The sequence below is a fragment of the Saccharothrix stipae genome, assembly GCF_054781895.1.
Window position 1 is genome coordinate 761,622 of record NZ_BAAGTN010000002.1, and the last position, 26,821, is coordinate 788,442.

Sequence of the window (26,821 nt, forward strand, 5' to 3'; positions counted from 1 at the left end):
TCAGCCTTCCTCGACGACGGTGTCCCGCCGCCGCCTGCCGATGAACGAGAGCAGGAACAACAGCACGAACGCGAACAGCAGGCTGAGCAGCGACACCGCGATCGACACGCCCGCGTCGCGCTTGCCGAGCAGGTTGACCCGCACCTGCAACGTGTCGAAGTTCAGCAGCGACGCGATGGTGAACTCGCCGAGCACCAGCGCCACCGACAGCAGCGACGCGCCGAGCAGCGCGGTGCGGATGTTGGGCACCACGACCCGCAGCAGCACCGTGCCCCAGGACGCGCCGAGGCCGCGGGCCGCCTCCGCCAAGGTCTTCAGGTCGATCGCGGACAACCCCGCGTCGATCGCGCGGTAGGCGAACGGCAGCACCAGCACCGCGTAGGCGAACGTCAGCGTCAACGGCGAGTCGCCGAGGAAGTAGTTCACCCACGCGTACAGCGGCGCCATGCCCACCACCAGCACGATCGCCGGGATCGCCACCGGCAGCAGGCAGAGGAACTCGACCAGCCTGCGCAGCCCGGGCAGGCGCAGCCGGATCCACGTCATGGTCGGCACCAGCAGCACCAGCATGACCAGCGAGCTGGTCACCGCGAGCTGCACCGACACCAGGATCGCCTCGACCAGGTCCGGGTCGTCCACGATCGCCGACCACGACGCGAGGCCGCGCGTGCCGCCGGCACCTCGCGTGGAGAACTCCGCCATCGCGACCAGCGGCAGCAGGAAGAAGGCGCCGAGCGCCAACAGGATCACGAACCGGGCCACAGCGCGCTTGGCGGATCCGGGCGGCTTGGTCACCGCTGCCATCGGGCGAACCTCCGCTGCAACAACGCGTACGAGCCCATCGCCACGCCGACCACCACGACCATGCCCAGGCCGAGCGCCTTGCCGAGGTTCTCCTGCCCCAACAGCACCTCGCCGGTCAGGAAGCCCCGGATCTGCAACGGCACGATCGGGCTGCCCTGCGACACCAGCGCCGCCGCCGTGGCGTAGGCCGAGAACGCGTTGGCGAACAGCAGCAGCAGCGCGCCCAGGAACGCGGGCAGCAGGATCGGGCCGCCGACGTGCCGCCAGTAGGTCCACGACGAGCCGCCGAGGCTGTCCACCGCCTCCCGCCACTGCGGGCGCAGGCCGTCCAGCGCGGGCAGGAACACGATCACCATCAACGGGATCTGGAAGAACGTGTAGACCAGGATCAGGCCGGGCAGTTCGAACAGCCACGCGCCGGTGGCGAACAGGTCGACGCCGAACGAGTCGCGCAGGAACCGCGTGACGAAGCCCTGGAAGCCGACCGTGGCCAGGAACGCGAACGCCAGCGGCACACCGCCGAACTGCGCGAGCACGCCCGCACCCGCCACCACCACGCGGCGCAGCGACCCTTCCGGCTTCCCGACCGCCACGGCCCACGACAGCAGCGCGCCGAACGCCGCGCCGAGCAGGGCGGTGATCGCGGACAGCTCCACGCTGCGCAGGAACGCCTGGAGGTACACGCCCCGGGTCAGGTCGGCCAGGTTGTCCAGCGTGAACGCCCCGTCCGAGTCCTGGAACGACCCGGCGAGCACGAGCACCGTCGGGTACACCAGGAACGTGCCGACGTAGGCCAGGAAGGGCACCACGACCAGCCACGCGAGGAAGGACTTCGAGGACGGCCCGCGGTCGATCCGCCGCCGGCGGGGGGAGGCCTGCCGACCTCCCCCCGCCGCGGTCGTGACGGGTGCGACCACCGGTCAGCCCACCGCCCCTGCCCACGTGGTGGACAGCACCTGCTTGGCCTTGTCCGACTGCGCCTGGGTCAGGAACACCTGCTCGCCGGAGGTCTTCGGCAGCTTCGCCGCCGCGTCCGCGTCGACCGTGCCGGCCTTGGTCATCGTGTCCATCCGCACCGGCCGCGACAGGCCCTTGAGGAAGAGGTTTTGGCCCTTGTCGGAGTACAGGAACTCCTGCCACAGGCGGGCGGCGGCCGGGTGCGGCGCGTCCTTGTTGACCGCCTGGTTGTAGTACGCGCCGACCTGCGCGCCCGACGGGACGACGACCTTCCAGTCGGCCTTGCCCGCGAGCTTCGCGGTCTGCGCGGCGTTGGTGTAGTCCCAGTCGATCACGACCGGGGTCTGGCCGGACTCGATGGTCGCGGGCGAGGGGTCGACCGGCAGGAAGTTGCCCGCGGCCTTCAACTGCTTGAAGAACTCCACGCCGGGCGCGATGTCGTCGGCCGAGCCTCCGTTGCCCAGCGACGCCATGACCACGCCGGAGAACGCGGCGCCGGCCTGCGTCGGGTCGCCGTTGAGCGCCACCTTGCCCTGGTACTCGGGCTTGAGCAGGTCCTTGACCGAGGTCGGCGCGGGCACCTTGGCGGCGTCGTAGCCGATGGACATGAAGCCGCCGTAGTCGCCGTAGTAGAGCCCGGAGGGCTCCTTCAGCTCGTCGGCGATGTCCGCCCACGTCCGCACCTGGTAGGGCGCGAACACGTCGGTGTTCGCCAGCGCCACGTTCAGGCCGAGGTCGAACACGTCGGGCGCGCGGTCGCCGCCCTTGAGCTGCTTGGCGGCGTTGATCTCGTCCTGGCTGGACGCGTCGGGCTGCGCGGAGTCGACCTCGATGCCGTACTCCGCCTCGAACGCCGAGATGATCTCGCCGTAGTTGGCCCAGTCGGGCGGCAGCGCGATGACGTTGAGCCTGCCCTCCTTCTTGGCGGCCTCGACGAGCTTGTCGAACCCGCCGAACTCGGCGGCCGATTTCGCGGTGGCCGCGGGGGTGCCGCTCGCGGCGCCGTCCTTGGGCGGCGGCGTGCCGCAGGCCGCAACCAGTGCCAGCGCGGTGACGCCGACGCCTACCGACCGCAGGACTCGGGTGTGGTTCACGTCGAACCTTCCTCGGGTGATGAGGGTTTATTCGCGGACGACCAAAACGTTCGGCCCAGCGGAGGATTCGGGACGCCGAGCGCGCTTGTCAAGCCGAGCGGAAGGACTGAGACCTGTACGACCGGGTGGGCGAATACCGGGTGGTCCGGGGGTGTCCGAAGGGTTAACGGCGACACCGGCCGGATCGGCCCGGATCGGCCCACGCGCTGGGCCGCACGGCGGACGGGGCAACGTCAACAGTCACCGTTCGAATCGCTCCGGTGGGCCGTTGGAAGGGCGCCGGCTCGGAAAGGGATGAATCGCCGGCCCGATTTCTGCCGAATTGTCTACTCACGTTCTCGTGACCCGGTAACACGTTCCGACGGGTCTTCGACACCCCGGTTGTCACGTGACGGAAATGCCCGAACACCTGCGAACCCCACCCAGAAGGGCAGATCCATGCGTCACCGAAGAAGGTCCTTGACGTCGGCAGCCGTCGGCGCCCTGCTGCTCCCCCTGGTCGTCGGCGTGCCGTCGGCCGTCGCCGCGCCCGTGCCGGGCGAGGACGTGCTCTACACGTTGGACGCGCACTTCGACCAGGGCGTGCTCCAGGACGTCAACCACGACGCCCCGAACAACGACCAGCTCCAGCTCAACCGCCAGACCGTGTTCTTCCCCTACGTCAACGTCGCCGCCTCCGCGCGCGGCACGATGGTCCGCATCGACGTGAACACCGGCGACATCGTCGGCGAGTGGCTGTCCGCGCCGGACGGCCAGGGCCGCAACCCCTCCCGCACCACCGTGGACAAGTTCGGCAACACGTGGCTGTCGAACCGGAACGAGGCGTCCGGCGGCCGGGGCTCGGTCACGCGCGTCGGCGTGATCCGCGGCGGCACCCGGTCGAACGCGGACGGCACGGCCAACCCGAACGGCGACTACCTGAGGGGCCCGTTCGGCTACAACACCTGCCTGGACCGCGACGGTGACGGCCTGATCGCCACCTCGCGCGGTCTGGGCGACATCCGCCCGTGGACCAACGCGGGCGGCGCCGACGCCAACGGTGGCGTCACCACCGCGGCCGACGAGTGCCTGATCACCTACAGCCGGGTCGCGGGCACCAACACCCGCACGGTCGCCGTGGACGCGAACAACAACCTGTGGACCGGCGGCTCGAACACCCAGCACCAGCTGATCTCCGGCGTGGACGGCTCGGTGCTGACGGCGCCGTTCAGCCTGGGCTGCGGCGGCTACGGCGGTCTGGTCGACAAGGCCGGCACGCTGTGGTCCGCCCGGTACGGCACCAACCTCCTGCGCTACGAGCCGGGCTCCGGCGCGGGCGCCTGCCTGGACACCACGCACGGCGACTACGGCCTCGGCATGGACCCGGTGACCGGCGAGATCTGGCACACCCAGGTCAACTCCGGCAACACGGTCAAGATGGACCCGGCCGGCACCATCCTCGGCACGTTCCCGCACGGCCACCCGCGCGCGCAGGGCGTCGCGGTCGACACCGAGGGCAACGTCTGGGTCGCCCACGCGCTGGACAACGGCACGAACACCGTCGGCCACCTGCGCACCGACGGCACGTTCGTCGGCAACGTGGTGCTGCCCGGCGGCAACGGCCCCACCGGTGTCGCGGTCGACACCAACGGCAAGGTGTGGGTCACCAACATCAACTCCAACAACGCCCAGCGCATCGACCCCGACGCCGGGCCGGTCGGCGGCGGCGGGTTCCCGGTCGGCGCGGTCGACCTGACCGTGGACCTCGGTCCCGGTGCCGGGCCGTACAACTACAGCGACATGACCGGGTCGGTGCTCGGCGAGATCACCGCGCCGGTCGGCACGTGGTCGGTGGTGCAGGACGGCGGCGTCGCCGGGCAGACCTGGGGCACGGTCACCTGGAACACCGAGGCGCAGGGCAGCGTCCCGCCGGGCACCTCGATCACGGTCGAGGCGCGCACGTCCGACACCGAGGCCGGGCTGGCCGGCGAGACGTTCACGCCGGTGGCCAACGGGGTGGAGTTCGCCCGGGTCGGCCGGTACATCGAGGTGCGGGCGACGTTGACGGCGAGCCCGTCCGGTGACAGCCCGGTGCTGTCGGACCTGCGGATCAAGACCTCGGAGCGGACCGGCGTGTTCTCCTGCCAGGCGACCGCGCTGAACCTCGCCGGGATCATCGTGGCGCGGGCCAACCCGCCGGACGTGCCGTGCGTGGACGACTACGAGAACGTGGCCAACGTCAACCTGTCCGCGGGCATCCTGACCGTGCGGGCCAACGCGCTGACCGCGAGCACCAACCAGACGCCGGACGACCTGCTGGCGCTGCCGCCGGCACCCGGTGACGGCGCGGTGTCCTCCGCCCGGGTCGACTACACCCGGATCTCCAGCCTGCTGGTGACCATCGAGGTGGGCGTCATCCAGGCGAACGCCTCGGTGACCTGCGACGCGAACCTCAACCCGCAGTTCGCCGGCTCGTCGCAGATCGCGAGCCTGCGGATCAACGGGGTCTCGGTGGCCGTCGGCAGCGCGCCGCTGACCATCCCGCTGGTGATCGGCTCGTTGCAGCTCAACAGCACGACGACCACGCCGACCAGCGTGGTGCAGCGGGCGTTCGCGCTCGACACCCTGCTGACCGACGTGGTGCTGGGTGAGGCGCGGGCCAACCTGGAGGCGTTGCCGGGCGAGCCCGGCGGCAGCCCCTGCCGGGTCTGAGCCGACATCCCACTAGTAGCCGTACTATATGTAGCGCGGCTACTAGTGGGGGTTGGTCATGGGCAGGAAGCTGCTGGTCTGGTTGCACGTCGTCTCGTCCACGGGCTGGATGTTCATGGCGTTGGCCCTGTTCGTGGTGGTGAGCTACGCGCTGTCCGCGCCCGACCGCGTGGGGGCGTTCGACGTGGCGGTGCTGCTGGACGTGCAAGTGCTCCAGTTCATGGCCACCACGTCGGCCTTCACCGGTCTCATGCTGTCCGGCCTCACCGCGTGGGGGTACTTCCGGCACTGGTGGGTGCTGGCGAAGTTCGCGATCACGTTCAGCCAGCTGTACGCGGGCATCTTCGTGCTCAGCCCCAACCTGCACCCGGACGGCTCGCCGCCGCTCATCCGGGTCGGCTCGCTGCTGATGGCCTCGGCACTGGCCAGCCAGGTGTGGTTGTCGGTGGCCAAGCCGTTCAAGCGGACGCCGTGGGCCGCGCCGACCAAGCCCAGGACCGCGCCGCCCTGGGCCTTCGCCCTGTGCCTGGCCGTGCCCGCGTTCGACTACGCGTTCGGCGAGCTCGTGCTGGGGCGGTCGGTGCCGGTGCTGTCGCTGCTGATCGTGGTCGTGCACCCCGTGGTCCGTGCCGCGCGCACGAGGGCGCGCGGCACGGTCCGCGTCTAGAGCCGGGGGTCGACCGGCTCGGACTCCAGCGCGAGCACGGCGAACACGCACTCGTGCACGCGCCACAGCGGCTCCTCGCGGGCGACCCGCTCCAACGCCTCCAGACCAAGCGCGTACTCGCGGATCGCGAGCGACCGCTTCGCGCCCAGACCGCGCTTGCGCAGGCGTTCCAGGTTCTCCGGCTCGGTGTAGTCCGGGCCGTAGATGATCCGCAGGTACTCGCGCCCGCGCACCTTCACGCCCGGCTGCACCAGGCCGCGGTCGCCGCGCACCAGGTTGGCCAGCGGCTTGACGACCATGCCCTCGCCGCCGGCCGCGGTCAGCTCCTCCCACCAGCGGATGCCCGCGGCGACCTGGTCCTCGTCGGTCGTGTCGACCACGAGGTGCCGGGTGCGGGTGAACACCTCGCCCCCGAGTCGGCCGAGCACGTCCAGGTGCCACAGGTGGTCCCGGTCGTGGAACGTCCTGCCGCGCGCGGCGAGCAGCTGGAACGGCGCGATGGAGACACCCGCCAGCCCGTCGGTCGGCCGGACGTACCGCTGGTAGGCGTCGCGGTAGCCGATGGCGTTCTCATGCCTGCCCTGGCTGCGCCGCAACAGGTCGGAGACGTCGATACCGCGTTCGGCGGTCCGCGCGAGGACGTCCACCGCCACGCCGAGCGCGCCCGTGGCCGCCGCGCCGACCGAGGCGTACTGCTCCTTGATCAGCCCGGCCGCCTTGGCGTTCCACGGCAGCAGCTCGGTGTCCAGCAGCAGCCAGTCGGTGTCGAACTCGTCCCACAGGCCGGCCCGGGTCACCTCCTCGCGCACGCGTGCCAGCAGTTCGTCGCCCAGCGGCGGGTCGAAGAACGCGCGGCCGGTCCGCGTGTGGATCACACCTCCGTCGTCCTTGCGCACCAGGACCACGGCGCGTGACCCCATGTGCTTCTCCTCGCAGACCACCTCGCGCACACCCGCGTCCCGGTACTCGGCGAACGCGTCCTCCGGGTGCTCCAGCACGTCCGGCCGCCGCGAGGTCGCCGTCGGCGCCATCGTCGGCGGCAGGTACAGCAGCGCGTGCGGGTCGATCGCGAAGCGGCTCATCACCTCCAACGCCGACGCGGCCTGCTCCGGGCGCACGCCGATCCGGCCGCGGTGGGCGGTCTCGACGAACCGGCGGCCGGTGACGTCGGACAGCGCGAGCACGTCCGGCTCCCGCTCCGCCTCGGGCACCACGAGCGGGCGCACCGGCTCGTACCAGACCTCGTGCGCGTCGACCGACACGACCTCGCGCTCGGGGTAGCGCAACGCGGTCAGCTTGCCGCCGAACACCACACCGGTGTCCAGGCACATGGTGTTGTTGACCCACTCCGCCTCCGGCGTCGGCGTGTGCCCGTAGAGCACGGTCGCCTTGCCCCGGTACTCCGCCGCCCACGGGTAGCGCACCGGCAGGCCGTACTCGTCGGTCTCGCCGGTGGTGTCGCCGTAGAGCGCGAAGCTGCGCACGCGTGCCGACGCGCGGCCGTGGTAGCGCTCCGGCAGGCCCGCGTGCGCGATCACCAGGTCGCCGCCCGCGAGCACGTAGTGGGCGATCAGGCCGTCGCAGAACCGCACCACGCGCTCGCGGAACTCCTCCGGCTCGGCCGCGAGCTGCGCCAGCGACTCGGCGAGACCGTGCTTGACCTGCACGTTGCGCCCGCGCAGCGCCCGCACCAGCTTCTGCTCGTGGTTGCCGCACACGGCGAACGCGTGCCCGGCCTCGACCATGCCCATGACCAGGCGCAGCACACCGGGCGTGTCCGGGCCGCGGTCGACCAGGTCGCCGACGAACGCCGCGCGCCGACCCGTCGGCGGCACGGCGTCCACCGGTCGGCCCGCGTCGTCGCGCACCAGCGCGTAACCGAGCTTGACGAGCAGGTCCTCCAGCTCCTCGCGGCAGCCGTGCACGTCACCGATCACGTCGAACGGGCCGTCCTCGTGGCGCAGGTCGTTGAGCAGCGGTTCCGGCACGACGACCGCCTCGTCCACCTCGGCCTGCGCGCGCAGCACGTGCACCCGCTTGAAGCCCTCCTTGCCGAGGAACTTCAGCGACTTGCGCAGCGCGGCCCGGTGCCGGCGCACGACGTGCGCGCCGAAGTCGCGGTCCGGGCGGGAGGCGTTGCGGGCGAGGCAGACCTCCTCCGGGGTGTCGAGCACGATCGCCACCGGCAGCACGTTGTGCTCGCGGGCCAGCTCGACCAGGTGCGCGCGGTCGGACCGCTGCACGTTCGTCGCGTCGATGACGGTCGTGCGGCCGGCGTCCAGGCGCTTGCCCGCCACGAAGTGCAGCACCTCGAACGCGGCGGCGGAGGCCGACTGGTCGTTCTCGTCGTCGGCGACCAAGCCGCGGAAGTAGTCGCTGGACAGCACCTGCGTTGGCCGGAAGTGCTTGCGCGCGAACGTGGACTTGCCCGAGCCGGACGCGCCGACCAGCACGACCAGGCACAGGTCCGGGATCTTGAGCTCCATCAGTTGTCGTCCCCCAGGGAGAAGGCCGCGAGCTGGGTCGGCGCGCCGCGCTCGGCGTCCACCGGTCCGATCGGCAGGTGGCGCACGGTGTAGCCGCGCCGTCGCGCGACGCCGTCCGCCCACTGCTCGAACTCGGCCCGGGTCCACTCGAAGCGGTGGTCCGAGTGCCGGTGCCTGCCCTCCGGCAGGGTCTCGAACAACGGGTTGTACTCGACGTTCGGCGTGGTGACCAGGACCGTGCGCGGGCGGGCGACGACGAACACCGAGTGCTCCAGCGCGGGCAGGCGGTCCGGGTCGAGGTGCTCGACCACCTCCATCAGCACGGCCGCGTCGTAGCCCTTCAGCTCCGGGTCGGCGTAGGTCAGCGACGACTGGCGCAACGTGAGCCGGGCGCGCTGCCGGTCCGACATCCGGTCCACGGCGAGCCGGCGCGCGGCGGTGGCCAGGGCGTGCGCGGACACGTCGACGCCCTGGATGCGGGTGAACTCGGGGTTCTCCAACAGGGCTCGCAACAACGCTCCGCCGCCGCAGCCCAGGTCCAGGACGCTGCGCGCGCCGACCTGCCCGAGCTGGTCGAGGATCGCCTCGCGGCGCTGCACGGCCAGCGACACCTTGGGCTCGGCCAGGGCGTTGTCCAACTGCTCGGGCTCGACCTCCTCCACGTCGGCCAGGCGCGACAGCGCGGACTGCACCAGCGGGCGGCGGCGCATCAGGTAACGGGTGGTGATCAGCTCGCGGTCCGGGTGCGCCCCGAGCCACCCCTCCCCCGCGCGCAGCAGCTTGTCCACCTCGTCCTCGGAGACCCAGTAGTGCTTGTCGCCGTCGAGGACGGGCAGCAGCACGTACAGGTGCTTCAGGGCCTCGGCCAGGGTGAGGGTGCCGGTGAGCGTCACGTCGGCGTACCGCGAGTCGTCGCCGTCGCCGAGCGGGAGGGGTGCGATGTGCGCGGTCCAGCCCAGCGGCGTGAAGAGCTGCTCCACCAGCCGGTGCGGCAGGACGGGGATGCGCGCGGTGAGCGGGATCGGCGTGGCGGCCACGTCCGCGTGGCTCTTGCTGCGGCCGTTCATGGCCGTGCGGAACACCGAGCCGAGCGCGACGGTGAGCAGCGAGCCCGCGACGTAAGGGCGGTCGTTGACGTACTGGGTGAGGGTGCTCCCCGGCCCTCGCACCAGGGCGATCGGGTCGACCTCCAGCAGGAGCGCGACCGTGCACTCCTCTTCGTCCGCGCGCGGGTAGAACACGTGCGCGGTCCCCGAGGAGGTGGTGAACGACTGCGCCCGGTCGGGGTGTTTGTGCAGCAGGTGGCTGAGGTCGGTGGCCGGGTGGTGGGTCGTGGTCAGGGTGAGCAGCACGCGGTCCAGTGTGGACGACTGGTGCCGCCGCCCGCCGCCGAATTAGCGCGGACGTTCACAGTGAAAGCGGGGTCGGGTCGACGGTGCTAGCTTCGCTGACGGGCCGCCCAGTCCGGAAAGGCACAAGTGTGAAACGTCTGGTTCCCCTCGTCATCGGCGGGCTCGTCGCGGCCATCGTGGCGCCGACGGCCTCCGCCGACACGTCGAACTCGACCGGGGTGGCGGTGACGGTGGCGCGGTTCGCCACGCCCGACACCGCGACCAAGGCCTACACCTACGACACCGCGTTGATCGCACCCGGCGCGTCGGTGATGGTCGTGGCCACCCCCGTGCGGCACGGCACGAAGACCCTGCTCAGCGTGTACGGCCTCATCCCGAACCGAACCTACGGCGCCCACGCCCACCAGCGGCCGTGCGGCGCGCTGCCCACCGACGCCGGCGCGCACCACCAGCACGTGGTGGACCCGGCGCAGCCGTCGGTGGACCCGGCCTACGCCAACCCGCAGAACGAGATCTGGCTCGACTTCACCACCGACGACCGCGGCCGCGCGGTCGTCGGCACGGTCGTGCCGTGGCGGTTCGCCGACCGCCGGGCGGGATCGGTCGTGGTCCACGCCCAGCGCACGGCCACCGAGCCGGGCAAGGCGGGCACCGCCGGTCCCAGGGTCGGTTGTGCGACGGTGAGGTTCTGACCCGCGGCGCTTGACGGGAGGCCGGCCCGGTGGGAGCCGGGGGCCGGCCTCTCGTGGTTGCCGAACCGGCAACAAGGTTTGCCGATCCGATCCACGCGCCCGCATGGTGGTCGTGGAGGTGGTCGTGATGACCTTTCAGCTGAGTGACGGCTATGACGTGGTGGTGGTCGGCGGTGGCGCCGCCGGGTTGAACGGGGCGCTGATGCTGGCGCGGGCACGGCGCTCGGTCGTGGTGGTCGATGCCGGAACCCCGCGCAACGCGCCCGCCGACGGCGTGCACGGGCTGCTGGCCCGGGACGGGATGCCGCCGGCCGAGTTGCTCGCCCGCGGCCGGGCGGAGGTCTGCGGCTACGGCGGTCACGTGGTGACCGGCGAGGTCGACGCCGTGACGCGGGCGGACGGCGGGTTCGTGGTCTCGCTGGCCGACGGCCGCGCGGTCCGGGCCCGACGACTGCTGGTGACCACGGGCCTGGTCGACGAGCTGCCCGACGTGGCCGGACTGCGGGAGCGGTGGGGCCGCGACGTGGTGCACTGCCCGTACTGCCACGGCTGGGAGGTCCGCGATCAGGCGATCGGCGTGCTGGCGAGCGGACCGACGGCGGTGCACCAGGCGTTGCTGTTCCGGCAGCTGAGCGCCGACGTCACGTTCTTCGCCCACACCGCGCCGCCGACCGCCGAGCAGGCCGAGCAACTGGCCGCACGCGGTGTCGACGTCGTGGCGGGCGAGGTGGCGGCCCTGGAGGTCGTCGGCGACCGCATCGTCGGCGTCCGGCTCGCCGACGGCCGCTCGGTGGCCCGCGAAGCGGTGGTCGTCGCGTCGCGCATGGTGGCGCGCGCCGGTTTCCTGGCCGCGCTGGGACTCCGGCCCGTCCCCCACCCGTCGGGGATGGGCGAGCACATCCCATCCGACCCGACGGGCCGGACCGACGTGCCCGGGGTCTGGGTCGCGGGCAACGTCACCGACCTGGCCGCGCAGGTCGGCGCCTCCGCGGCGGCGGGCGCGACCGCCGGAGCCCGGATCAACGCGGACCTGATCGACGAGGAGACCCGCGAGGCGGTCGCCGCCCACCGGGGCCCGTTCTCCGCCGGGTCAGAGGCCCGGGTCGCCGAACTGGTCGCGGGCGACCGTCGCCACGGCCTGTGAACCGCCGGCAACGCCCGTGCCCGCACCGGCCGCGATGCGCGGAACCGGTGCGGGCACGGGCGGAGCGGTCGGGGCGTCACGTCCTGCTCGACGTCACCACCGGTCCGGTCCGGGCCTGCACGCGGCGGGCCACGACGAAGCCGAAGATCATGGCGGTGATGAACATGAAGAAGCCGTAGGTCACCGACGGCATCGCCATCCGGGTGTTGTTCAGCAGCGTCGGGCTCATCGCGATGGCGATCGACAGCGTCGCGTTGTGCAGGCCGATCTCGAACGCCGATGCGGTCGCCTCGCGCGGGCTCGCCTTGAACAGGCGCGGACCGAAGTACCCGATCGCCATGCTGATCAGGTTGAACAGCAGGACCACCACGATGATGTCGCCGAGGATGGCGGTCACCTCCCCGCCGAGGCCGCTGATCACACCGGCGATCATCATGATCAGGACGACCACGGACAGGATCTTGACCGGGCGTTCCATCCGGACGGCGAACCGGGGGAACCGCGAGCGCAGGACCATGCCGACGGCGATCGGGACCAGGACCATCGCGAAGACCTGGATCACCTTGTCGAACTGGAGGCCGATCGAGCTGTCCGCGCCGAGGAAGCCCGCCACCGACAGGTTGACGATCAGCGGCAAGGTGAACATCGCCAGCACCGAGTTGACCGCGGTCAGCGAGATGTTGAGCGCCACGTCACCCTTGAACAGGTGGCTGTACAGGCTGGCCGTGCTGCCGCCCGGCGAGGCGGCGAGCAGCATCATGCCGATCGCCAGCTCCGGCGCCAGGCCGAACAGGACCACCAGGCCGAGGCAGATCGCGGGCAGCACCACCATCTGGCAGACCAGGCAGACCACCATCGCCCGGGGGTAGCGCACCACCCGGCGGAAGTCCGCCGGGGTCAGCGTGAGGCCCAGTCCGAGCATGATGATGGCCACGGTGATGGGAAAAAGGAGGAGTACCGTGGAGTTGTCCATGCCGCCCTGCCTTCCGCTCGGCGCCAGGTACGGGCAGTCTCACACCGGCGGTCGCCCCGCCTCTACTCCACACTTGCCGTTCCTGCACGTCATCACCAGGTCGCACGCGGTAATCAGGCCCGCTGCTCCCCGGAGGGCGATCGGCGGCGGACCCCTCGTCACGCGGACGCGCGTGCGCCGCTCGACGTGAGCGGCGCACGCGCGATCCAGGGCCTCGCGACCGGTCAGTCGTTGCCCGCCTCCAAGGCGGCGTGGTCGAGCAGCTCGTCGTCGGCCACCTTGCCGCGCGAGGCGATCACCTCGGCGCCGCCCTCGGGCATCGCGCCGATCAGCTCGGTCGGGGTCACCCGGGCCGCGCCGATCAACGTCGACTGGCTGCCGACCATGCCGAGCCCGGCGTACTGCTCCAGCTTGGCGCGCGAGTCGGCGATGTCGAGGTTGCGCATGGTGAGCTGGCCGATGCGGTCGACCGGCCCGAACGCCGAGTCCTCGGTCCGCTCCATGGACAGCTTGTCCGGGTGGTAGCTGAACGCGGGGCCGGTGGTGTCGAGGATCGAGTAGTCGTCACCGCGCCGCAGGCGCAGCGTCACCTCGCCGGTGACCGCCATGCCGACCCACCGCTGCAACGACTCGCGCACCATCAGCGCCTGCGGGTCGAGCCAGCGGCCCTCGTACAGCAGCCGGCCGAGCTTGCGGCCCTCGTTGTGGTAGGCGGCGAGGGTGTCCTCGTTGTGGATGGCGTTGACCAGCCGCTCGTAGGCCGAGTGCAGCAGCGCCATGCCGGGCGCCTCGTAGATGCCGCGGCTCTTGGCCTCGATGACCCGGTTCTCGATCTGGTCGGACATGCCCATGCCGTGCCGGCCGCCGATCGCGTTGGCCTCCAGCACCAGGTCGACCGCGGAGGAGAACTCCTTGCCGTTGATCGTCACCGGTCGGCCCTGGTCGAAGCCGATCGTGACGTCCTCGGTGGCGATCTCGACCTCGGGGTCCCAGAACCGCACGCCCATGATCGGTTCGACGAGCTCGATGCCCGCGTCGAGGTGCTCCAGCGCCTTGGCCTCGTGCGTCGCGCCCCAGATGTTCGCGTCGGTGGAGTACGCCTTCTCCGTGCTCGCCCGGTACGGCAGGTCACGCGCGAGCAGCCACTCGGACATCTCCGTGCGGCCACCGAGCTCGCTCACGAACTCGGCGTCCAACCAGGGCTTGTAGATGCGCAGCGACGGGTTGGCGAGAAGGCCGTAGCGGTAGAACCGCTCGATGTCGTTGCCCTTGTAGGTGGAGCCGTCGCCCCAGATCTGGACGTCGTCGTCGAGCATGGCGCGCACCAGCATGGTGCCCGTCACGGCCCGGCCCAGCGGCGTGGTGTTGAAGTAGGCGCGACCGCCGGACCGGATGTGGAACGCGCCGCAGGCCAGCGCCGCGAGCCCTTCCTCGACCAAGGCCGCCCGGCAGTCGACCAGTCGGGCGATCTCGGCGCCGTAGGTCGCGGCGCGGCCCGGCACCGAGGCGATGTCGGGCTCGTCGTACTGACCGATGTCCGCGGTGTACGTGCACGGCACCGCGCCCTTCTCCCGCATCCAGGCGACCGCCACGGACGTATCGAGACCACCGGAGAACGCGATGCCGACGTGTTCGCCGGCGGGGAGGTAAGTGAGCACCTTGGACACGATGAGAAGTATGCACGACGCTGCATGACCATGCATAGGCGGGGGTCGAACATGCCTCACCTGCGGCTTCGCCGAGGTGAGGGGCGGCGCGCGGCCGAGGCGCGGCTGGGGCGGGGCCGACCGAAGCCGACCCCGCCGTGCCGACTACGGGCGGGTGACGCCGTACCGGACGACACCCTCCTCGGGCTCACCACCCGACCGCGTGAAACCCGCCTTCTCGAGGACGCGGACGGAGGCGGGGTTCGACAGCTCGACGTCGGCGCGCACCACGTGCACGCCCGGTGCCGTGAAGGCGAAGTCGGTCAGCGCGCGCGTCGCCTCGGCGGCGTAACCACGGCCCCGCCGGGACGCCACGACGCCGTACCCGATCTCCAGGACGCCGTCGTGGGGCGGCCAGAACAGGCCGATCGAGCCGACCACCAGGCCGCCGTCGCGTTCGACGATCAGCCGGTGGCCGTAACCGCCCAACCAGGCGGAGTGCTCGGCGAACAGGCCGGCGATGACCTGATCACCCTCCGCCGGGAAGTCCTCGGCCCAGTGCGGCAGCCGTGCGCCGGTCACGACGGCGGCGACCTCCGCCCCGGTCCACGGCCGCAGCACGAGCCGGTCGGTGGTCAGGTCGGACAACGGTGCAGACACTCGCAACTCCTGGTCGACTTGATGACCGGTCCGCGCCCGGACGAGCGCGGACCGCTCGGACTGTCAATCACCCTTGACGTTGACGATCTGCCGCAACGTGTGGCGCACCTCGACCAGGTCGCGGGCGTCCTGCATCACGACGTCGATGTCCTTGTACGCCGCCGGGATCTCGTCGATGAACGCGTCGGTGTCGCGGTACTCGATGCCGACCATCGCCTTGCGCAGGTCCTCCCGGCCGAACGCCCGGCGCGCCGCCGAGCGCGAGTACTCGCGGCCGGCACCGTGGGGCGAGGAGTTCAGCGCGACCCGGTTGCCCTTGCCGACCACCACGTACGAGGCGGTGCCCATCGAGCCGGGAACGAGGCCGGCCCGGCCCTCCTCGGCGTTGATGGCGCCCTTGCGGGACAACCACACCTTCTTGCCGAAGTGGGTCTCCTGCTCCGTGTAATTGTGGTGGCAATTTCCCGTGAGAATATTGTCCGCCAAAGCGAACGAATGAGAGTTGTCGACGACCGCGCAGTACACCTCGGTCGTTTCTCCGGTCGGCCGCACTGAGAGCACGTTCCAGCCACGGCGCTCAGCCGCGTGCCGCCCGGCCACGAACCGAGCCCGATGCTCTTCGATCAGGAAGAACTCCGGGTCCAGGTCACCGCGCATCAGGCCGACGAGGTGCAGCGCGGTCGGCTCCGCGCCGTAGCCGGTGCGCATCCTCGACCTGATGCCGAAGGTGCCGATGCCGACCGCCTGACAGGCCAAGCGGACGTACTCCAGGTTTTCACGGGACGCGGAAACGAGCGTCGGCCGGCCGGTCTCGCCGACATCACCGTCCGCCGCGAAGTAACCAGCGAGCCACCCGTACAGCACGTCAGAGGGCGCGTCGAGCGACGGCCTCTCGGTCTTCCACTCCACCGGCAGACCGTTTATCCGCTTCACCGCCCCGTAGGTGCGAGGCGGGCGTCCAAGTCCGTCGAACAGCGGGAGCAGCGCGGTGTCCTTCATGCCGCAGAAGTTCGCGCAAGAGCTGTTACCGGACCTGTGCCCGTCCCCGTAGACGAAACCCCGGGCTGCCGCCTCACGATCCACCGTGAGGCCATCCGGACGACGCGGGAACGTGAACTGAAGCCGTTCGCCGGGCTTCAACTCGGTAGTCGTGGCCTCGTACTCGCGCCCGCGGCGCGACCGCAGGAGCCAGCGGTGGCCTGAGGTCGCCCGAATCGTCTTGATCACGCCAGAGCGGCTCAGCACGACCTCGTGGACTTCCTGCCGTCCGAACGATCGGACAGGGGCCTTGACCCACTCGCCGCCTGCTGTGAGCAGTTCGTGCACACCGTCTGCCAAGGCCTCGATCGGACGTGTGCCCGTGCGGGTGATGACCTGCGTTTCGCCGGCGAAGCAGTTCACCACTTCCCGCCGGTCCACCTCGCGGCCGAGCCAGTCGGCCACGCAGCCGACCACGCGGTCCATCATCTCCTCGCGGTTGAGCCAGGCGAACTCCTGCGCCCAGCGCATCTCCCGGATGTAGTGCCAGAACTCGTCCTCGCCCTCCACCAGGTAGGCCAGGTCGGGGTCGGGCAGGCTGATCCACCGCCGCGCGCACTGCTCGTAGGCGATCCGGATGTGCTTCTGGGCGATCTTGTTGCCCACGCCGCGCGACCCGGAGTGCAGGAACAGCCACACCCGCCCGGCCTCGTCCAGCGTGACCTCGATGAAGTGGTTGCCGCTGCCGAGGGTGCCGAGCTGCAGCTCCCAGTTGCCTGCGTACCCGCCGGGGTCGAAGCCGGCCTTCTCCGCGCGGCCGGCGAGCACGTCGACCCGCTCGCGCGCCGTGTCGGTCAGCCGGGTGTTGTACTTGCCCGCCGACAGCGGCACGGCCCGCTCGATCGCCTCGCGCAAGGGGGCGAGCGGGCGGCCCCGGAAGTCGTCCTCGGTGAACTGGGTGCGCACGGCGATCATGCCGCAACCGATATCGACACCGACCGCGGCCGGGATGATCGCGCCCAGGGTGGGGATGACGCTGCCGACCGTGGCGCCCTTCCCGAGGTGCGCGTCGGGCATGAGCGCCAGGTGCGGGAAGATGAACGGCATCCGCGAGGCCTTCTCGGCCTGTTCACGCGTGCCCGGGTCCAGGATGGACGCCCAGTTCATCAGTCGCTTGCTGATCTGCTCCACGGTTCTCCTCTGCTCGACGCAGAAGTTAGGCCCGATCGGGCGGCGCCGCGACCGAGATTCGCGCCCAGGCCCGCCGCGGGACGGCGAATTGTCGGTGGTCACGGGTAACTTGTCGGCCGTGAACGCGCGCGAACGCATCCAGGAACTCGCCGACCAGGTCGTGGTGCTGCGTGACGCCTACTACCAGGGCTCGCCCCTGGTGGCGGACGCGGAGTACGACGCGATCGAGGACGAGTTGCGGGGGCTGATCGAGGCCAACCCGGAGTGGGCCCCGGACCCGAACCCCCTGGAGCAGGTGGGTGCGCCCGCGGTGCTGCACGCGCCGGTCCGGCACTCGCGGCCGATGCTGTCGCTGGAGAAGGCGACCAGGCCGGAGCAGGTGGCGGCGTTCTTCGAGCGCTTCCCCGGCCAGCCGGTGGTGGTGATGCCGAAGCTGGACGGGCTGTCGCTGGCCCTGGTCTACGAGGACGGGCGGTTGGCGCGGGCGGTCACCCGGGGCGACGGGACGACGGGTGACGACGTGACCCCGCTGGTGCGCGCGCTGGTCGACGGCGTGCCGGAGCGGGTCGACGCGCCGGGCCGGGTGGAGGTGCGCGGTGAGGCGGTGATGCTGCGCTCCACGTTCGCCGCCTACAACACCGCGCACCCGGACAAGCCGCTGATCAACCCGCGCAACGCCGCCGCGGGCACGCTGCGCGCGAAGGACCCGGCCACCGTCGCCGAACGGCGGCTGACGTTCTTCGCCTTCGACCTCGACACCTCCGCCGACCCGGCGGGCGGGACCGACCTGGAGAGCGGGCTGCGCGTGCTCGGGTTCGCCGTCGCCGACATGCGGCACCGCGACGACGCGGCGGCGGCGCAGGAGGTGATCTCGGAGATCGAGGCGCGGCGCAACGAGCTGGACTACGACCTGGACGGCGCCGTGCTGCGGCTGGCCGACCGCAACGCCTACGCGGCCGCGGGCACCCGGTCGAATTCGCCGCGCGGCGCGTTGGCGTTCAAGTTCGCCGCCGAGGAGAAGACCACGGTGCTGTCCGACGTCGTGTGGGACGTCGGCAAGACCGGCAAGATCGCCCCGGTCGCCCGGTTGGAGCCGGTGTTCGTGGGTGGCACGACCGTCACCCGCGCGACGCTGGCCAACCAGGAGGTGATCCGGGCGCGTGACATCAAGATCGGCGACACCGTGCTGATCCGCCGGGCCGGCGACGTGATCCCGTTCGTCGCGGGCGTGCTCGACGCGGCCAAGCGCACGGGGGCGGAGCGGGAGATCGTGCCGCCGTCCGAGTGCCCGTCGTGCGGTCAGCCGTTGACCGAGCAGGGCAACAGCCGCGAGCTGTTCTGCACCAACGTGGCGTGCCCGGCGCAGACCGTGCGGCGGTTGATCCACTGGGCGTCGCGGGCCGCCGCGGACATCGACGCCGTCGGCCCGGTGTGGATCGAACGGCTCGCCGAGGCGGGCCTGCTCGAACACCCGTCGGACTTCTACACCCTGACCAAGGAGCGGTTGCTGGAGTTCGACCGCATCGGCGAGGTCTCGGCCGCGCGGATGGTCGAGTCGATCGCGGCGAGCAGCCGGGTCGGGTTGCGGCGGGCGTTGATCGGGCTCGCGATCCCGATGGCGTCGGAGGGCACCGCCGCCCGCCTGTGCCGCGCCGGCTTCGGCTCGCTGGAAGAGGTGGCCGACGCGGGCGAGGAGCGCCTGGTGGCCGTGGAGGACATCGGGCCGAAGGTCGCCGCCTCGCTGATCGAGCACCTCGCCCGGCTGCGGCCCGAGCTGGCCCGGCTGCGGCGGCACGGCGTCTCGCTGGACGTGCGGGAGGAGGACCTGCCGCCGGTCATCGCGGCCGACGCGCCGCTGGCGGGCAAGACCGTGGTCGTCACCGGTGCGATCAGCGACCCGCGTTCCGGCGAGAAGGTGCCGCGGCCCACGTTCCAGCGGCTGTGCGAGAAGGCGGGGGCCACCACGGCGTCCTCCGTCTCGGCGAACACCGACCTGCTCATCACCGGCGCCGACGTCGGCGCGGGCAAGCTGACCAAGGCGGAGAAGCTGGGCATCGAGGTGGTCGACCAGGGCGAGATCTGGCGGCAGCTGATCGCCGCCGGCATCGCCTGACCGCGATCCACCGGCCGCGGTCTTGCTCCGGTCGTCACCACGCGGCGGACCGCACCCACGGTCCACACTGGACGGTCAGCCGAAACTCGGGCTACCCAGGTCGAACGCGCGAATTCGACGGAACGTGTCCCGAGCACCCGCGGGTGTCGCCGGATCAGCCGGAAGCCGGTTTCGTCCCGCCGGCGGGACAAATACGCCCGGGTACGACCCGGCAATTACCAATCCCGCACGAGAAGCGACAACCACCACAGCCCGTGACGACGGTTCCGAGCAGCATTTCCCCGACTTTCCACGGGGCCCGTAACCGTGAGTGCCCATTGGCCACTTTCCGTCACCCTTCGCTGGTCAAGCCCAGGTGTTCGCGGACCGTCGACACCCTGGAGGTGGCAGGGGTCTCACGGTCGTCTACCGTACGAGGCGTGGACAAGACCGACGGTCAGGACTACACCGACCGCCTCGCGCGCCTGCAGAACCTGCCCTGGAAGCGTGTGCTCAACGTCCAGGCCCCGTACCGGTGGAACGTGCGGCGCCTGTTCGGTGATCGCGAGGTGCTGGACATCGGGTGCGGCATCGGCCGCAACCTCGGGCACCTCGCGCCCAAGGGCGTCGGCGTGGACCACAACCCGCACTCGGTGCAGATCTGCCGCGACATGGGGTTGACGGCGTTCACCACCGACGAGTTCTTCGACACCGAGTACGCCAAGCCCGGCCGCTTCGGCGGCATGCTGGCGGCGCACCTGGTCGAGCACATGCCACGCCCCCAGGCCGTGGAGATCCTGCGCGGCTACATCGAGTTCCTCGCGCCCGGCGGCCTCCTGGTGCTCATCTGCCCGCAGGAGCGCGGCTACGCGTCGGACCCCACGCACGTGGCGTTCACCGACCTCGACGGCCTCGCCGACGTGACCTCCCAACTCGGGCTGGTCGAGCGCAAGCGCATGTCGTTCCCGTTCCCGCGGTCGGCGGGCAAGCTGTTCACGTACAACGAATTCGTGCACATCTCGGCGAAGCCCGCGGGCTGAGAGTCCCGCCGCATACCGCTTCCCGCTGTCGTACCCCTGAGGTAGTCTCGCGTTCGATCGGTCGAGTCGGGGGGCTTGTTCCATCGGGGGGATCGCGCTTCACGCTGTTGTCTTCGCGTGTCTCTTTCACCGGACTGGCTGATCGACCGACGCCTGTAACTCACAGTGCAGGTTGAACTCAGCCTGCAGTCAGGAAAGAGGATCAATGCGTCGTTCCGCAGCGCTGCTGGTCGCCACGGCGGCGACCGCGGCCGTGGTGACCGGCGCGGCTCCGGCCACCGCCGAGCCCGCGTCCGCCCGCAACGGGGAGCAGGTCGCCCGCACCGAGGTGTCGAACGGGACCAGCCGTCCCGGCCGGCCCTTCGGCACCAAGACCACCGGGGAGAGCACCGCCCAGGCAGCGGAGTACCAGGGCACGCGGTTCATCCCGTCCGCCCCCCGCCGCATCCTGGACACCCGCTCCGGCCTCGGCCGCAACGGCGTCACCACGCCGGTCGCCGGCGGCAGCAAGATCGAGGTCGCCGTCGACAACCTCCCGACCTACGCCCTCGCGGTCGTGCTGAACGTGACCGGCACCTCGCCCACCGCCAACACCTACGTCTCGGTGTGGGAGGGCGGCGACATCCCCAGACCGGGTGTGTCGACCCTGAACCTGGTGCCCGGCGAGACCCGCGCCAACTCGGTCACCACCTACGTGTCGCTCGGCAACACGATCAACCTGTACAACAACGCGGGTAGCACCCACCTGATCGCCGATGTCGCGGGCTACTACGTCCACGACAACCCGGGTGCCGGGTTCACCACGCCCGGCCGGTACTTCGCCACCGGTCCGACCCGCGTGTACGACTCCCGCAACACCGGCGGCGCGTTCTACGCCGGCGAGTCCCGCAGCATCGACTTCGCGTCGTCGGGCGTGCCGTCCGGCGCGACGGCGGTGTCGCTGAACGTCACCGGTGTCGACGCGACCGCCAACACCTACGTGACCGCGTGGCCGTCGGGCTCCACCCGGCCGACCGCGTCGAGCCTCAACGTCGTGCCCGGTGGCGCCACGCCGAACGGCGTGACCGTCGCCCTGAGCGCGGACCGCAAGGTCAGCCTGTACAACAACGCCGGCTTCCTCCACCTGATCGTGGACATCACGGGGTACTACCTGCCCACCGAGAGCGGTGGCGCGGACTTCTACCCGGTGACCCCCGGTCGTGCGTTCGACACCCGTGACGACCTCACGCCGATCGAGCCCGCCGGCAAGCTGACCCTGCTCTACCTGGACCCCGAGCTGGCCGTGAACAACAGCCTGCTGCTGAACCTGACGGGCACGGAGCCGACGGCGAACACCTACGTCACCCCGTTCCCGGCGGGCACGAGCAGGCCCAACACCTCGGCGCTGAACCTGGTCCCCGGCCAGACCTCGCCGAACATGGCCACCGTGCGCCTGGGCAGCGCGTACGACGAGATCGACAACGTGTACCGCCCCGCGCACGAGTTCTACAACAACGCGGGCTACACGCACCTGGTGATCGACGTGTTCGGCATCTTCGCCTGATCGACGTCTTCGCCTGATCGAACACCGCGGTACGACGTGCGAGGTCCCGGTTTCCGGGGCCTCGCACGTCCGTTCGCACACCGAGGACGGGGCCGGAACCCGCCTGCTCAGTGGTGGTAGGCGTGGACGACCGCGTGGCCGAGCCCGCGGCCGATGAGCCACTTGTTCACCGGCACGGTGACCACGAAGGCGACCGCGAACGCGAAGGCGAGTGCGCCCCAGAACAAGGGGCTGGCCAGGCCCGCGTCCATCGCACCGGGCACCACGACCATCACGCCGTTGTCGACGACCTCCATGACGATGATCGACACGGTGTCGGCCGCCAACGCCACCTTGAGCGCCCGCCGGAAACCGACGCCCGCCTTGAGCACACCGCGCATGGTCAACGCGTAGCCGAACACGAAGGCCAGTGCGACGGCCAGCGCGATGGTGGCGAGGGCGCTCCAGCCGAGCGCCGTGCCGATCACCATGCCCAGCACCTCACCGATGGCGCAGCCGGTCAGGCAGTGCAGCGTCGCCGACGCGGCCGTGCGCCACCCGGCTCCCCCGGCGTGCGCGTGGTGGGCCTCGTGGTCGTGGTGCTCGTGTTGCATGTCCGACTCCCGTACTCATATACCTGCTGGGGGTATGCACGTCAACGTAACATACCCCCAGGGGGTACGCAACACGAGCGGCTACCCGAACGGCCCCAAGCCCGCGCCCGGCCCGCGTATCGTCGGGTCCGACCACGCGACGGAAGGGAACGCGCCATGCCGGGCTACTCCGACAGCCGCGAAGGCCACCTCAAGCGGTTGCGTCGCATCGAGGGTCAGGTGCGCGGGTTGCAGCGCATGGTCGAGAACGACGAGTACTGCATCGACGTGCTCACCCAGATCGCGGCGGCCACGAAGGCCCTCCAGGCCGTTTCCCTCGGACTGCTCGACGAGCACCTCAAGCACTGCGTGGCCGAAGCCGCCCGGCAGGGCGGCGAGGTGGCGGCCGACAAGATCGCCGAGGCGAGCGCGGCCATCGGCCGACTCGTGCGCTCCTGACGTCGGCGTTACCCCCTCTGGGTATAGTGGCCGCGTGCCCACGACCGCCCGTGCCCGAGCCCTGCACTGGGCGCTCGTCTGGGCTGTCGTGCTCGCCGTGGTCGGGATGCACCATCTCGGCACGCACGACGCGACCGCGCACTCGGCGACGACGGTCGTGTGCTGCGACCACATCGGACCGGTCGCGTCACCGGAGCACGAGCCCGTGCCCGCGCCCGGTGAGGGGCACGACATCGTGCACCTGTGCCTGGCCGTGCTGTACGCCGCGCTGGGCCTGAGCCTGGCCGTGCTCCTGCTGCGCCGTCGCGCGGCGGGCGACGTGTCGCGCCGGCTCTCCGCCCGCACGATGACGCCGCGCGCCCCTCCCCCACGCCCACGCGGCACACCGGCCGTGCTGGCTTCTCTCTGCGTCCTGCGGCTGTGACAGGTCGCGCGTCGTCGTCCACTGCGGACGTCGACGTGCCCCGCACCGCACCAACCGATCGGACGCAGAGGAACGAACACCACCATGACCAGGAAGAACCTGGTCGGGGCGGCGCTTGCCGTCCTGACCACCGGCCTCGCCCTCACCCTCGCGGGATGCGGCACCGGTTCGAACACCGGCGGCCACGACACGAGCAGGACGAGCGCGACCGCGGAGCCCTCCGGGGACCACAACGACGCCGACATCGCGTTCGCCCGGGACATGATCCCCCACCACGAGGGTGCGATCGAGATGGCCGGGCTCGCACGAGGACGCACGGGCAACGCGACCATCCTCGACCTCGCCGCACGCGTCGAGCAGGCCCAGGACCCGGAGATCAAGACCATGACCGGGTGGCTCGACGCGTGGGGCGTCGAGACGTCGCCCGACGCCGGCCACGACGCCCACGGCTCGACGCCCGGCATGATGAGCGCCGAGGAGTCGGACCGGCTGAAGGCCGCCAAGGACACCGACTTCGACCGGATGTTCCTGGCAGCCATGATCGAGCACCACCGGGGCGCGATCGACATGGCCCAGGCGCAGTTGCGGCAGGGCCGCAACGCCGACGCCAAGGAGCTGGCGCGGCGGATCATCGACGCCCAGCAGGCGGAGATCACCGAGATGGAGGGCCTGCTCCCCCAGGGCGACTGACCCCACCGGCCCTGCACCACGTCCGCCTGTCGGACGTGGTGCAGGGCCGCGGTCACCCGGTGGACGGCTCCTCGGCCGACCGGCCGCGTCGGACCAGCAGGAAACCGACCACGGCGGGAAGACCGACCGCCGCGCCCGCCAGCAGCCACTGGCCGACCGTCATCGTGGTCAGCGAGGCGCCCGCGGCCGTGTAGACCAACGTCGCGGGGACCACGCCGACGGCGGTTCCCAGCGCGAACGCGCCGACGTGCAGGCCGCTGAGCCCGGCGGCGTAGTTGACCAGGCCGAACGGCACGACGGGCAGCAACCGCAGGGCGATGACCGCCGGGAAGCCGCGGCGTTCGAGCATCCGGTCGACCCGCGCCAACCGGCCCCGAGCGGTCCACGGGCGAACCACGTCGCGGCCCAGCCGACGGGCGATCACGAAGCCGGCCAACGCGCCGACCGTCACACCGGCCACCACGGCGCAGGTGCCGACCAGCGGCCCGAACAGCGCCCCACCCGCGACGCTCAGCAGCGGCTTGGGCACCAGCGCCACCGACCCCGCCGCCGACACGACCACGAACACGAACGGGGCCGCCGCACCCGTGGCCTCCACCCAGCCGCGCAACTCGGCGACGTCCGGCGTCACGCCCGTGAGCACGCCCGCGGCAAGCGCCGCCACGATGAGCACCAGTGAGACGAGGCGGACAACACCCACCCGCACGTGGCCCGCCAAACCCGCTCCCGCCTCGATACGCACCCTCTCGACCACAGTACTGCCGCCACCGGTGACGACGTTCCGGACGCCGCGCGCGGCAGTGACTTCGAGGGCCTGCCGGCCATCCTCGACCCCGACGTCGTGCTCCGCGCCGACAGCGGCTCGGTGCCGCACGGCGGCCTGCGGGTGCTGCGCGGCGCGGACGCGGTGGCCGGTTGGCCCGACTCGACCCGACCGGTGCCGAATCAGGATGACGACGTTTCCGCCCGCATTTCCCGGAACGACCGCCGGAATTCACTCGAACGTGTGAGCTTAAGCGTGCCCACCTGCGAATTCAACTCGATTCACCGAGTGCACGAGAGCGCGGGCGATCAATGCTGCTTGACACCCCGCACCGAGGGCCGTCAATCTCGACCACGGCGACGACCTGGGGAGTCGTGGCCGACCTTCGACGTGATGATGGGGGAATCATGTCGGTGAAGAACCATGCCTTGAGCGGTGATCCGCGCGTTGTCGGGAATCTGGTCCAACGGCTCGAAGTGCTCGCGCGCGACAACGGCTGGCTGAACCGCCCGGCCTACCACGTCGGCGCCGAGACCTATCGGTTCGCCGACGTCTACGAGGGCGCGGGCCGGGCCGCCGCCGCGTACGCCGCGCGAGGGCTCGGCGTCGGCAGCCGGATCGCGCTGGTGCTGCCGGACGGCATCGACGTGGTCTGGGCGTTCCTCGGCGCGGTGCGGATCGGCGCGGTCGCGGTGCCGGTGAACTCGACCATGCACCCGGACGAGGTGCGCCGCGCGCTCGACATCGCGGTGCCGGACGCCGTCGTGTGCGAGGAGGACCTTGGCGGTCCGCCCGCCGACGTGATCGCGCCGGAGGACCTCCGGGTGGACGGTGCCGCCCCGTACGCCCCGACGACGTCCGACAGCCCGGCGTACGCGGTGTTCACCTCGGGCACCACTGGCGACCCGAAGCTGTGCTTCCACACCCACGGCGACCCCGGCGTGTTCGAGCAGGCCATCGGGTCGGTCGTCGGCATCACGCCGGACGACGTCACGTTCTCGGTGTCGCGGATGTACTTCGCCTACGGGCTGGGCAACTCCGTGTTCCTGCCGCTGCACCGGGGCGGCGCCACGGTGCTGTCGCGGGCACGGGCGACCGAGGACGACGCGCTGCGGATCATCAGGGACCGCGGCGTGACGGTGTTCTACGGCCAACCGAGCTTCTACGCCCGGCTGCTCCGCCACCCCGACCACGCGGCGCTGTCGGGGCTCCGGCTGGCGCTGGTCGCCGGCGAGGTGCTGCCGGACGTGCTGGAGACACGGCTGCGGCGGGTGCTCGGCGAGCGGCTGCTGAACATCTTCGGCACCACGGAGATCGGGCACGCCCTGGTGGCCAACGCCGTCGACCACCACCGTGACCACACGATCGGGCGGATCCTGCCGCCGTACCGGATGCGGATCGTGGACGAGGCGGGCGCCGAGGTGCCGCCGGGTGTGCCGGGCGCGCTGGAGGTGGCGGGGCCGTCGATCGCGCTGGGCGTCCGGCGGGGCAGCGACCCGCCGGCGCGGGCCGGTGACTCCTGGTACGCCACCGGTGACGCGGCCACCGCGGACGAGGACGGGTACGTGCGGCTGCACGGTCGGTTGGACGACGTGGAGATCGTCGGCGGCCAGAACGTGCACCCCGCCGAGACCGAGGACCTGCTCATGCGACACCCCGGGGTGCGCGAGGCGGCGGTGTGCTCGGCGCGGCGCGAGACCGGTGTCACGACGCTGCGCGCTTTCGTGGCGTTGGCGGACGACGCGTCGCCGGAGCAGGTGCGGGCCGAGCTGCTCGCCAGTGCGCACGCCACGCTGACCTGGTACAAGGTCCCGGAGGACGTGGTCTTCGTGACCGAGCTGCCCCGGACGCCGACCGGGAAGCTGCGACGACGTGACATCCGGGCGATGGCGGGGGGTTGAGC

23 protein-coding genes are annotated in these 26,821 nt (G+C 71.3%); 12 read left to right on the forward strand and 11 right to left on the reverse strand.

Annotation, left to right across the window (positions count from 1 at the left end; all coding sequences use genetic code 11):
* The 3 genes from ACYVLT_RS06445 to ACYVLT_RS06455 are packed head-to-tail and all read right to left on the reverse strand — an operon-like array spanning position 1 to position 2,855.
* A complete protein-coding gene (locus tag ACYVLT_RS06445; protein ID WP_461119161.1) occupies positions 1–804 on the reverse strand; it encodes an ABC transporter permease in 804 nt (267 codons plus the stop codon).
* On the reverse strand, positions 792–1,721 hold the full coding sequence (locus ACYVLT_RS06450; protein WP_461119162.1) for an ABC transporter permease: 930 nt from the start codon (positions 1,719–1,721) through the stop codon (positions 792–794). The genes ACYVLT_RS06445 and ACYVLT_RS06450 overlap by 13 nt, the downstream gene beginning before the upstream one ends.
* 3 nt (positions 1,722–1,724) lie before the next feature.
* The gene (locus ACYVLT_RS06455; protein WP_461119163.1) at positions 1,725–2,855 is read right to left on the reverse strand and encodes an ABC transporter substrate-binding protein; all 1,131 of its coding nucleotides are present in this window, start codon (positions 2,853–2,855) and stop codon (positions 1,725–1,727) included.
* Between the two features lie 459 nt (positions 2,856–3,314).
* Here ACYVLT_RS06455 and ACYVLT_RS06460 point away from each other — a divergent pair, with 459 nt between their 5' ends.
* Positions 3,315–5,546, forward strand: a complete 2,232-nt coding sequence (locus ACYVLT_RS06460; RefSeq protein ID WP_461119164.1) for a hypothetical protein — start codon at positions 3,315–3,317, stop codon at positions 5,544–5,546.
* Positions 5,547–5,604: 58 nt separating this feature from the next.
* Positions 5,605–6,213 carry a hypothetical protein gene (locus tag ACYVLT_RS06465; RefSeq protein ID WP_461119165.1) on the forward strand — a complete coding sequence of 203 codons (609 nt, stop codon included), beginning with the start codon at positions 5,605–5,607 and terminating at the stop codon, positions 6,211–6,213.
* On the opposite strand, the gene ACYVLT_RS06470 is transcribed toward ACYVLT_RS06465, so the two are convergent.
* Both ACYVLT_RS06470 and ACYVLT_RS06475 read right to left on the reverse strand, forming a co-directional pair.
* Positions 6,210–8,699 (reverse strand): polynucleotide kinase-phosphatase, encoded by a 2,490-nt coding sequence (locus ACYVLT_RS06470; RefSeq protein ID WP_461119166.1) that lies wholly within the window; start codon positions 8,697–8,699, stop codon positions 6,210–6,212. The two genes, ACYVLT_RS06465 and ACYVLT_RS06470, sit on opposite strands and share 4 nt — an antisense overlap.
* On the reverse strand, positions 8,699–10,051 hold the full coding sequence (locus ACYVLT_RS06475) for a 3' terminal RNA ribose 2'-O-methyltransferase Hen1 (RefSeq protein WP_461119167.1): 1,353 nt from the start codon (positions 10,049–10,051) through the stop codon (positions 8,699–8,701). Before ACYVLT_RS06475 ends, ACYVLT_RS06470 begins: the two co-directional genes overlap by 1 nt.
* A gap of 128 nt (positions 10,052–10,179) precedes the next feature.
* Here ACYVLT_RS06475 and ACYVLT_RS06480 point away from each other — a divergent pair, with 128 nt between their 5' ends.
* Positions 10,180–10,743 (forward strand): superoxide dismutase, encoded by a 564-nt coding sequence (locus ACYVLT_RS06480; protein WP_461119168.1) that lies wholly within the window; start codon positions 10,180–10,182, stop codon positions 10,741–10,743.
* Positions 10,744–10,870: 127 nt separating this feature from the next.
* Entirely contained in the window at positions 10,871–11,887 is a 1,017-nt protein-coding gene (locus tag ACYVLT_RS06485) for an NAD(P)/FAD-dependent oxidoreductase (protein ID WP_461119169.1), read from the forward strand.
* A gap of 76 nt (positions 11,888–11,963) precedes the next feature.
* On the opposite strand, the gene ACYVLT_RS06490 is transcribed toward ACYVLT_RS06485, so the two are convergent.
* From ACYVLT_RS06490 to ACYVLT_RS06505, 4 genes are all read right to left on the reverse strand, one after another.
* A complete protein-coding gene (locus ACYVLT_RS06490; RefSeq protein WP_461119170.1) occupies positions 11,964–12,860 on the reverse strand; it encodes a bile acid:sodium symporter family protein in 897 nt (298 codons plus the stop codon).
* Between the two features lie 224 nt (positions 12,861–13,084).
* Positions 13,085–14,527, reverse strand: coding sequence for an argininosuccinate synthase (argG, locus tag ACYVLT_RS06495; protein WP_461119171.1), 1,443 nt, complete (start codon positions 14,525–14,527; stop codon positions 13,085–13,087).
* Positions 14,528–14,671: 144 nt separating this feature from the next.
* Positions 14,672–15,166: a GNAT family N-acetyltransferase gene (locus tag ACYVLT_RS06500; protein ID WP_461119172.1), complete on the reverse strand. Its 495-nt coding sequence runs from the start codon at positions 15,164–15,166 to the stop codon at positions 14,672–14,674.
* 63 nt (positions 15,167–15,229) lie between these two features.
* Positions 15,230–17,335, reverse strand: a complete 2,106-nt coding sequence (locus ACYVLT_RS06505) for an RtcB family protein (protein ID WP_461119173.1) — start codon at positions 17,333–17,335, stop codon at positions 15,230–15,232.
* A gap of 118 nt (positions 17,336–17,453) precedes the next feature.
* Here ACYVLT_RS06505 and ligA point away from each other — a divergent pair, with 118 nt between their 5' ends.
* The 3 genes from ligA to ACYVLT_RS06520 all read left to right on the forward strand — a co-directional run bounded on the left by ligA (position 17,454) and on the right by ACYVLT_RS06520 (position 22,010).
* Positions 17,454–19,448: an NAD-dependent DNA ligase LigA gene (gene ligA / locus ACYVLT_RS06510; protein WP_461119174.1), complete on the forward strand. Its 1,995-nt coding sequence runs from the start codon at positions 17,454–17,456 to the stop codon at positions 19,446–19,448.
* A 419-nt stretch (positions 19,449–19,867) separates the two neighbouring features.
* On the forward strand, positions 19,868–20,467 hold the full coding sequence (locus ACYVLT_RS06515) for a class I SAM-dependent methyltransferase (RefSeq protein WP_461119175.1): 600 nt from the start codon (positions 19,868–19,870) through the stop codon (positions 20,465–20,467).
* A gap of 205 nt (positions 20,468–20,672) precedes the next feature.
* A complete protein-coding gene (locus tag ACYVLT_RS06520) occupies positions 20,673–22,010 on the forward strand; it encodes a hypothetical protein (protein WP_461119176.1) in 1,338 nt (445 codons plus the stop codon).
* A 107-nt stretch (positions 22,011–22,117) separates the two neighbouring features.
* On the opposite strand, the gene ACYVLT_RS06525 is transcribed toward ACYVLT_RS06520, so the two are convergent.
* The gene (locus ACYVLT_RS06525; protein WP_461119177.1) at positions 22,118–22,603 is read right to left on the reverse strand and encodes a DUF4396 domain-containing protein; all 486 of its coding nucleotides are present in this window, start codon (positions 22,601–22,603) and stop codon (positions 22,118–22,120) included.
* 156 nt (positions 22,604–22,759) lie between these two features.
* Here ACYVLT_RS06525 and ACYVLT_RS06530 point away from each other — a divergent pair, with 156 nt between their 5' ends.
* From ACYVLT_RS06530 to ACYVLT_RS06540, 3 genes are all read left to right on the forward strand, one after another.
* Positions 22,760–23,041, forward strand: coding sequence for a metal-sensitive transcriptional regulator (locus tag ACYVLT_RS06530; protein ID WP_461119178.1), 282 nt, complete (start codon positions 22,760–22,762; stop codon positions 23,039–23,041).
* Positions 23,042–23,075: 34 nt separating this feature from the next.
* Positions 23,076–23,465, forward strand: coding sequence for a DUF6153 family protein (locus tag ACYVLT_RS06535; protein WP_461119179.1), 390 nt, complete (start codon positions 23,076–23,078; stop codon positions 23,463–23,465).
* Between the two features lie 84 nt (positions 23,466–23,549).
* Positions 23,550–24,155 carry a DUF305 domain-containing protein gene (locus ACYVLT_RS06540; protein ID WP_461119180.1) on the forward strand — a complete coding sequence of 202 codons (606 nt, stop codon included), beginning with the start codon at positions 23,550–23,552 and terminating at the stop codon, positions 24,153–24,155.
* Positions 24,156–24,207: 52 nt separating this feature from the next.
* Here the strand turns inward: ACYVLT_RS06540 and ACYVLT_RS06545 are convergent, their stop codons facing one another.
* Positions 24,208–24,819 carry a TVP38/TMEM64 family protein gene (locus tag ACYVLT_RS06545; protein ID WP_461119181.1) on the reverse strand — a complete coding sequence of 204 codons (612 nt, stop codon included), beginning with the start codon at positions 24,817–24,819 and terminating at the stop codon, positions 24,208–24,210.
* Positions 24,820–24,861: 42 nt separating this feature from the next.
* Here ACYVLT_RS06545 and ACYVLT_RS06550 point away from each other — a divergent pair, with 42 nt between their 5' ends.
* Complete coding sequence (locus ACYVLT_RS06550; RefSeq protein WP_461119182.1) at positions 24,862–25,335, forward strand: hypothetical protein; 474 nt, start codon at positions 24,862–24,864, stop codon at positions 25,333–25,335.
* A complete protein-coding gene (locus ACYVLT_RS06555) occupies positions 25,326–26,819 on the forward strand; it encodes a class I adenylate-forming enzyme family protein (RefSeq protein ID WP_461119183.1) in 1,494 nt (497 codons plus the stop codon). Before ACYVLT_RS06550 ends, ACYVLT_RS06555 begins: the two co-directional genes overlap by 10 nt.
* Positions 26,820–26,821 lie beyond the last annotated feature (2 nt).

Excerpts from the sequence above, each read along its gene's own strand:
- ACYVLT_RS06525 (WP_461119177.1), bottom strand. The coding sequence starts at position 22,603 with ATGCAACACGAGCACCACGACCACGAGGCCCACCACGCGCACGCCGGG.
- ACYVLT_RS06470 (WP_461119166.1), bottom strand. The coding sequence starts at position 8,699 with ATGGAGCTCAAGATCCCGGACCTGTGCCTGGTCGTGCTGGTCGGCGCG.
- ACYVLT_RS06555 (WP_461119183.1), top strand. The coding sequence starts at position 25,326 with ATGTCGGTGAAGAACCATGCCTTGAGCGGTGATCCGCGCGTTGTCGGG.
- ACYVLT_RS06485 (WP_461119169.1), top strand. The coding sequence starts at position 10,871 with ATGACCTTTCAGCTGAGTGACGGCTATGACGTGGTGGTGGTCGGCGGT.
- ACYVLT_RS06490 (WP_461119170.1), bottom strand. The coding sequence starts at position 12,860 with ATGGACAACTCCACGGTACTCCTCCTTTTTCCCATCACCGTGGCCATC.
- ACYVLT_RS06465 (WP_461119165.1), top strand. The coding sequence starts at position 5,605 with ATGGGCAGGAAGCTGCTGGTCTGGTTGCACGTCGTCTCGTCCACGGGC.
- ACYVLT_RS06540 (WP_461119180.1), top strand. The coding sequence starts at position 23,550 with ATGACCAGGAAGAACCTGGTCGGGGCGGCGCTTGCCGTCCTGACCACC.
- ACYVLT_RS06520 (WP_461119176.1), top strand. The coding sequence starts at position 20,673 with ATGCGTCGTTCCGCAGCGCTGCTGGTCGCCACGGCGGCGACCGCGGCC.
- ACYVLT_RS06530 (WP_461119178.1), top strand. The coding sequence starts at position 22,760 with ATGCCGGGCTACTCCGACAGCCGCGAAGGCCACCTCAAGCGGTTGCGT.
- ACYVLT_RS06445 (WP_461119161.1), bottom strand. The coding sequence starts at position 804 with ATGGCAGCGGTGACCAAGCCGCCCGGATCCGCCAAGCGCGCTGTGGCC.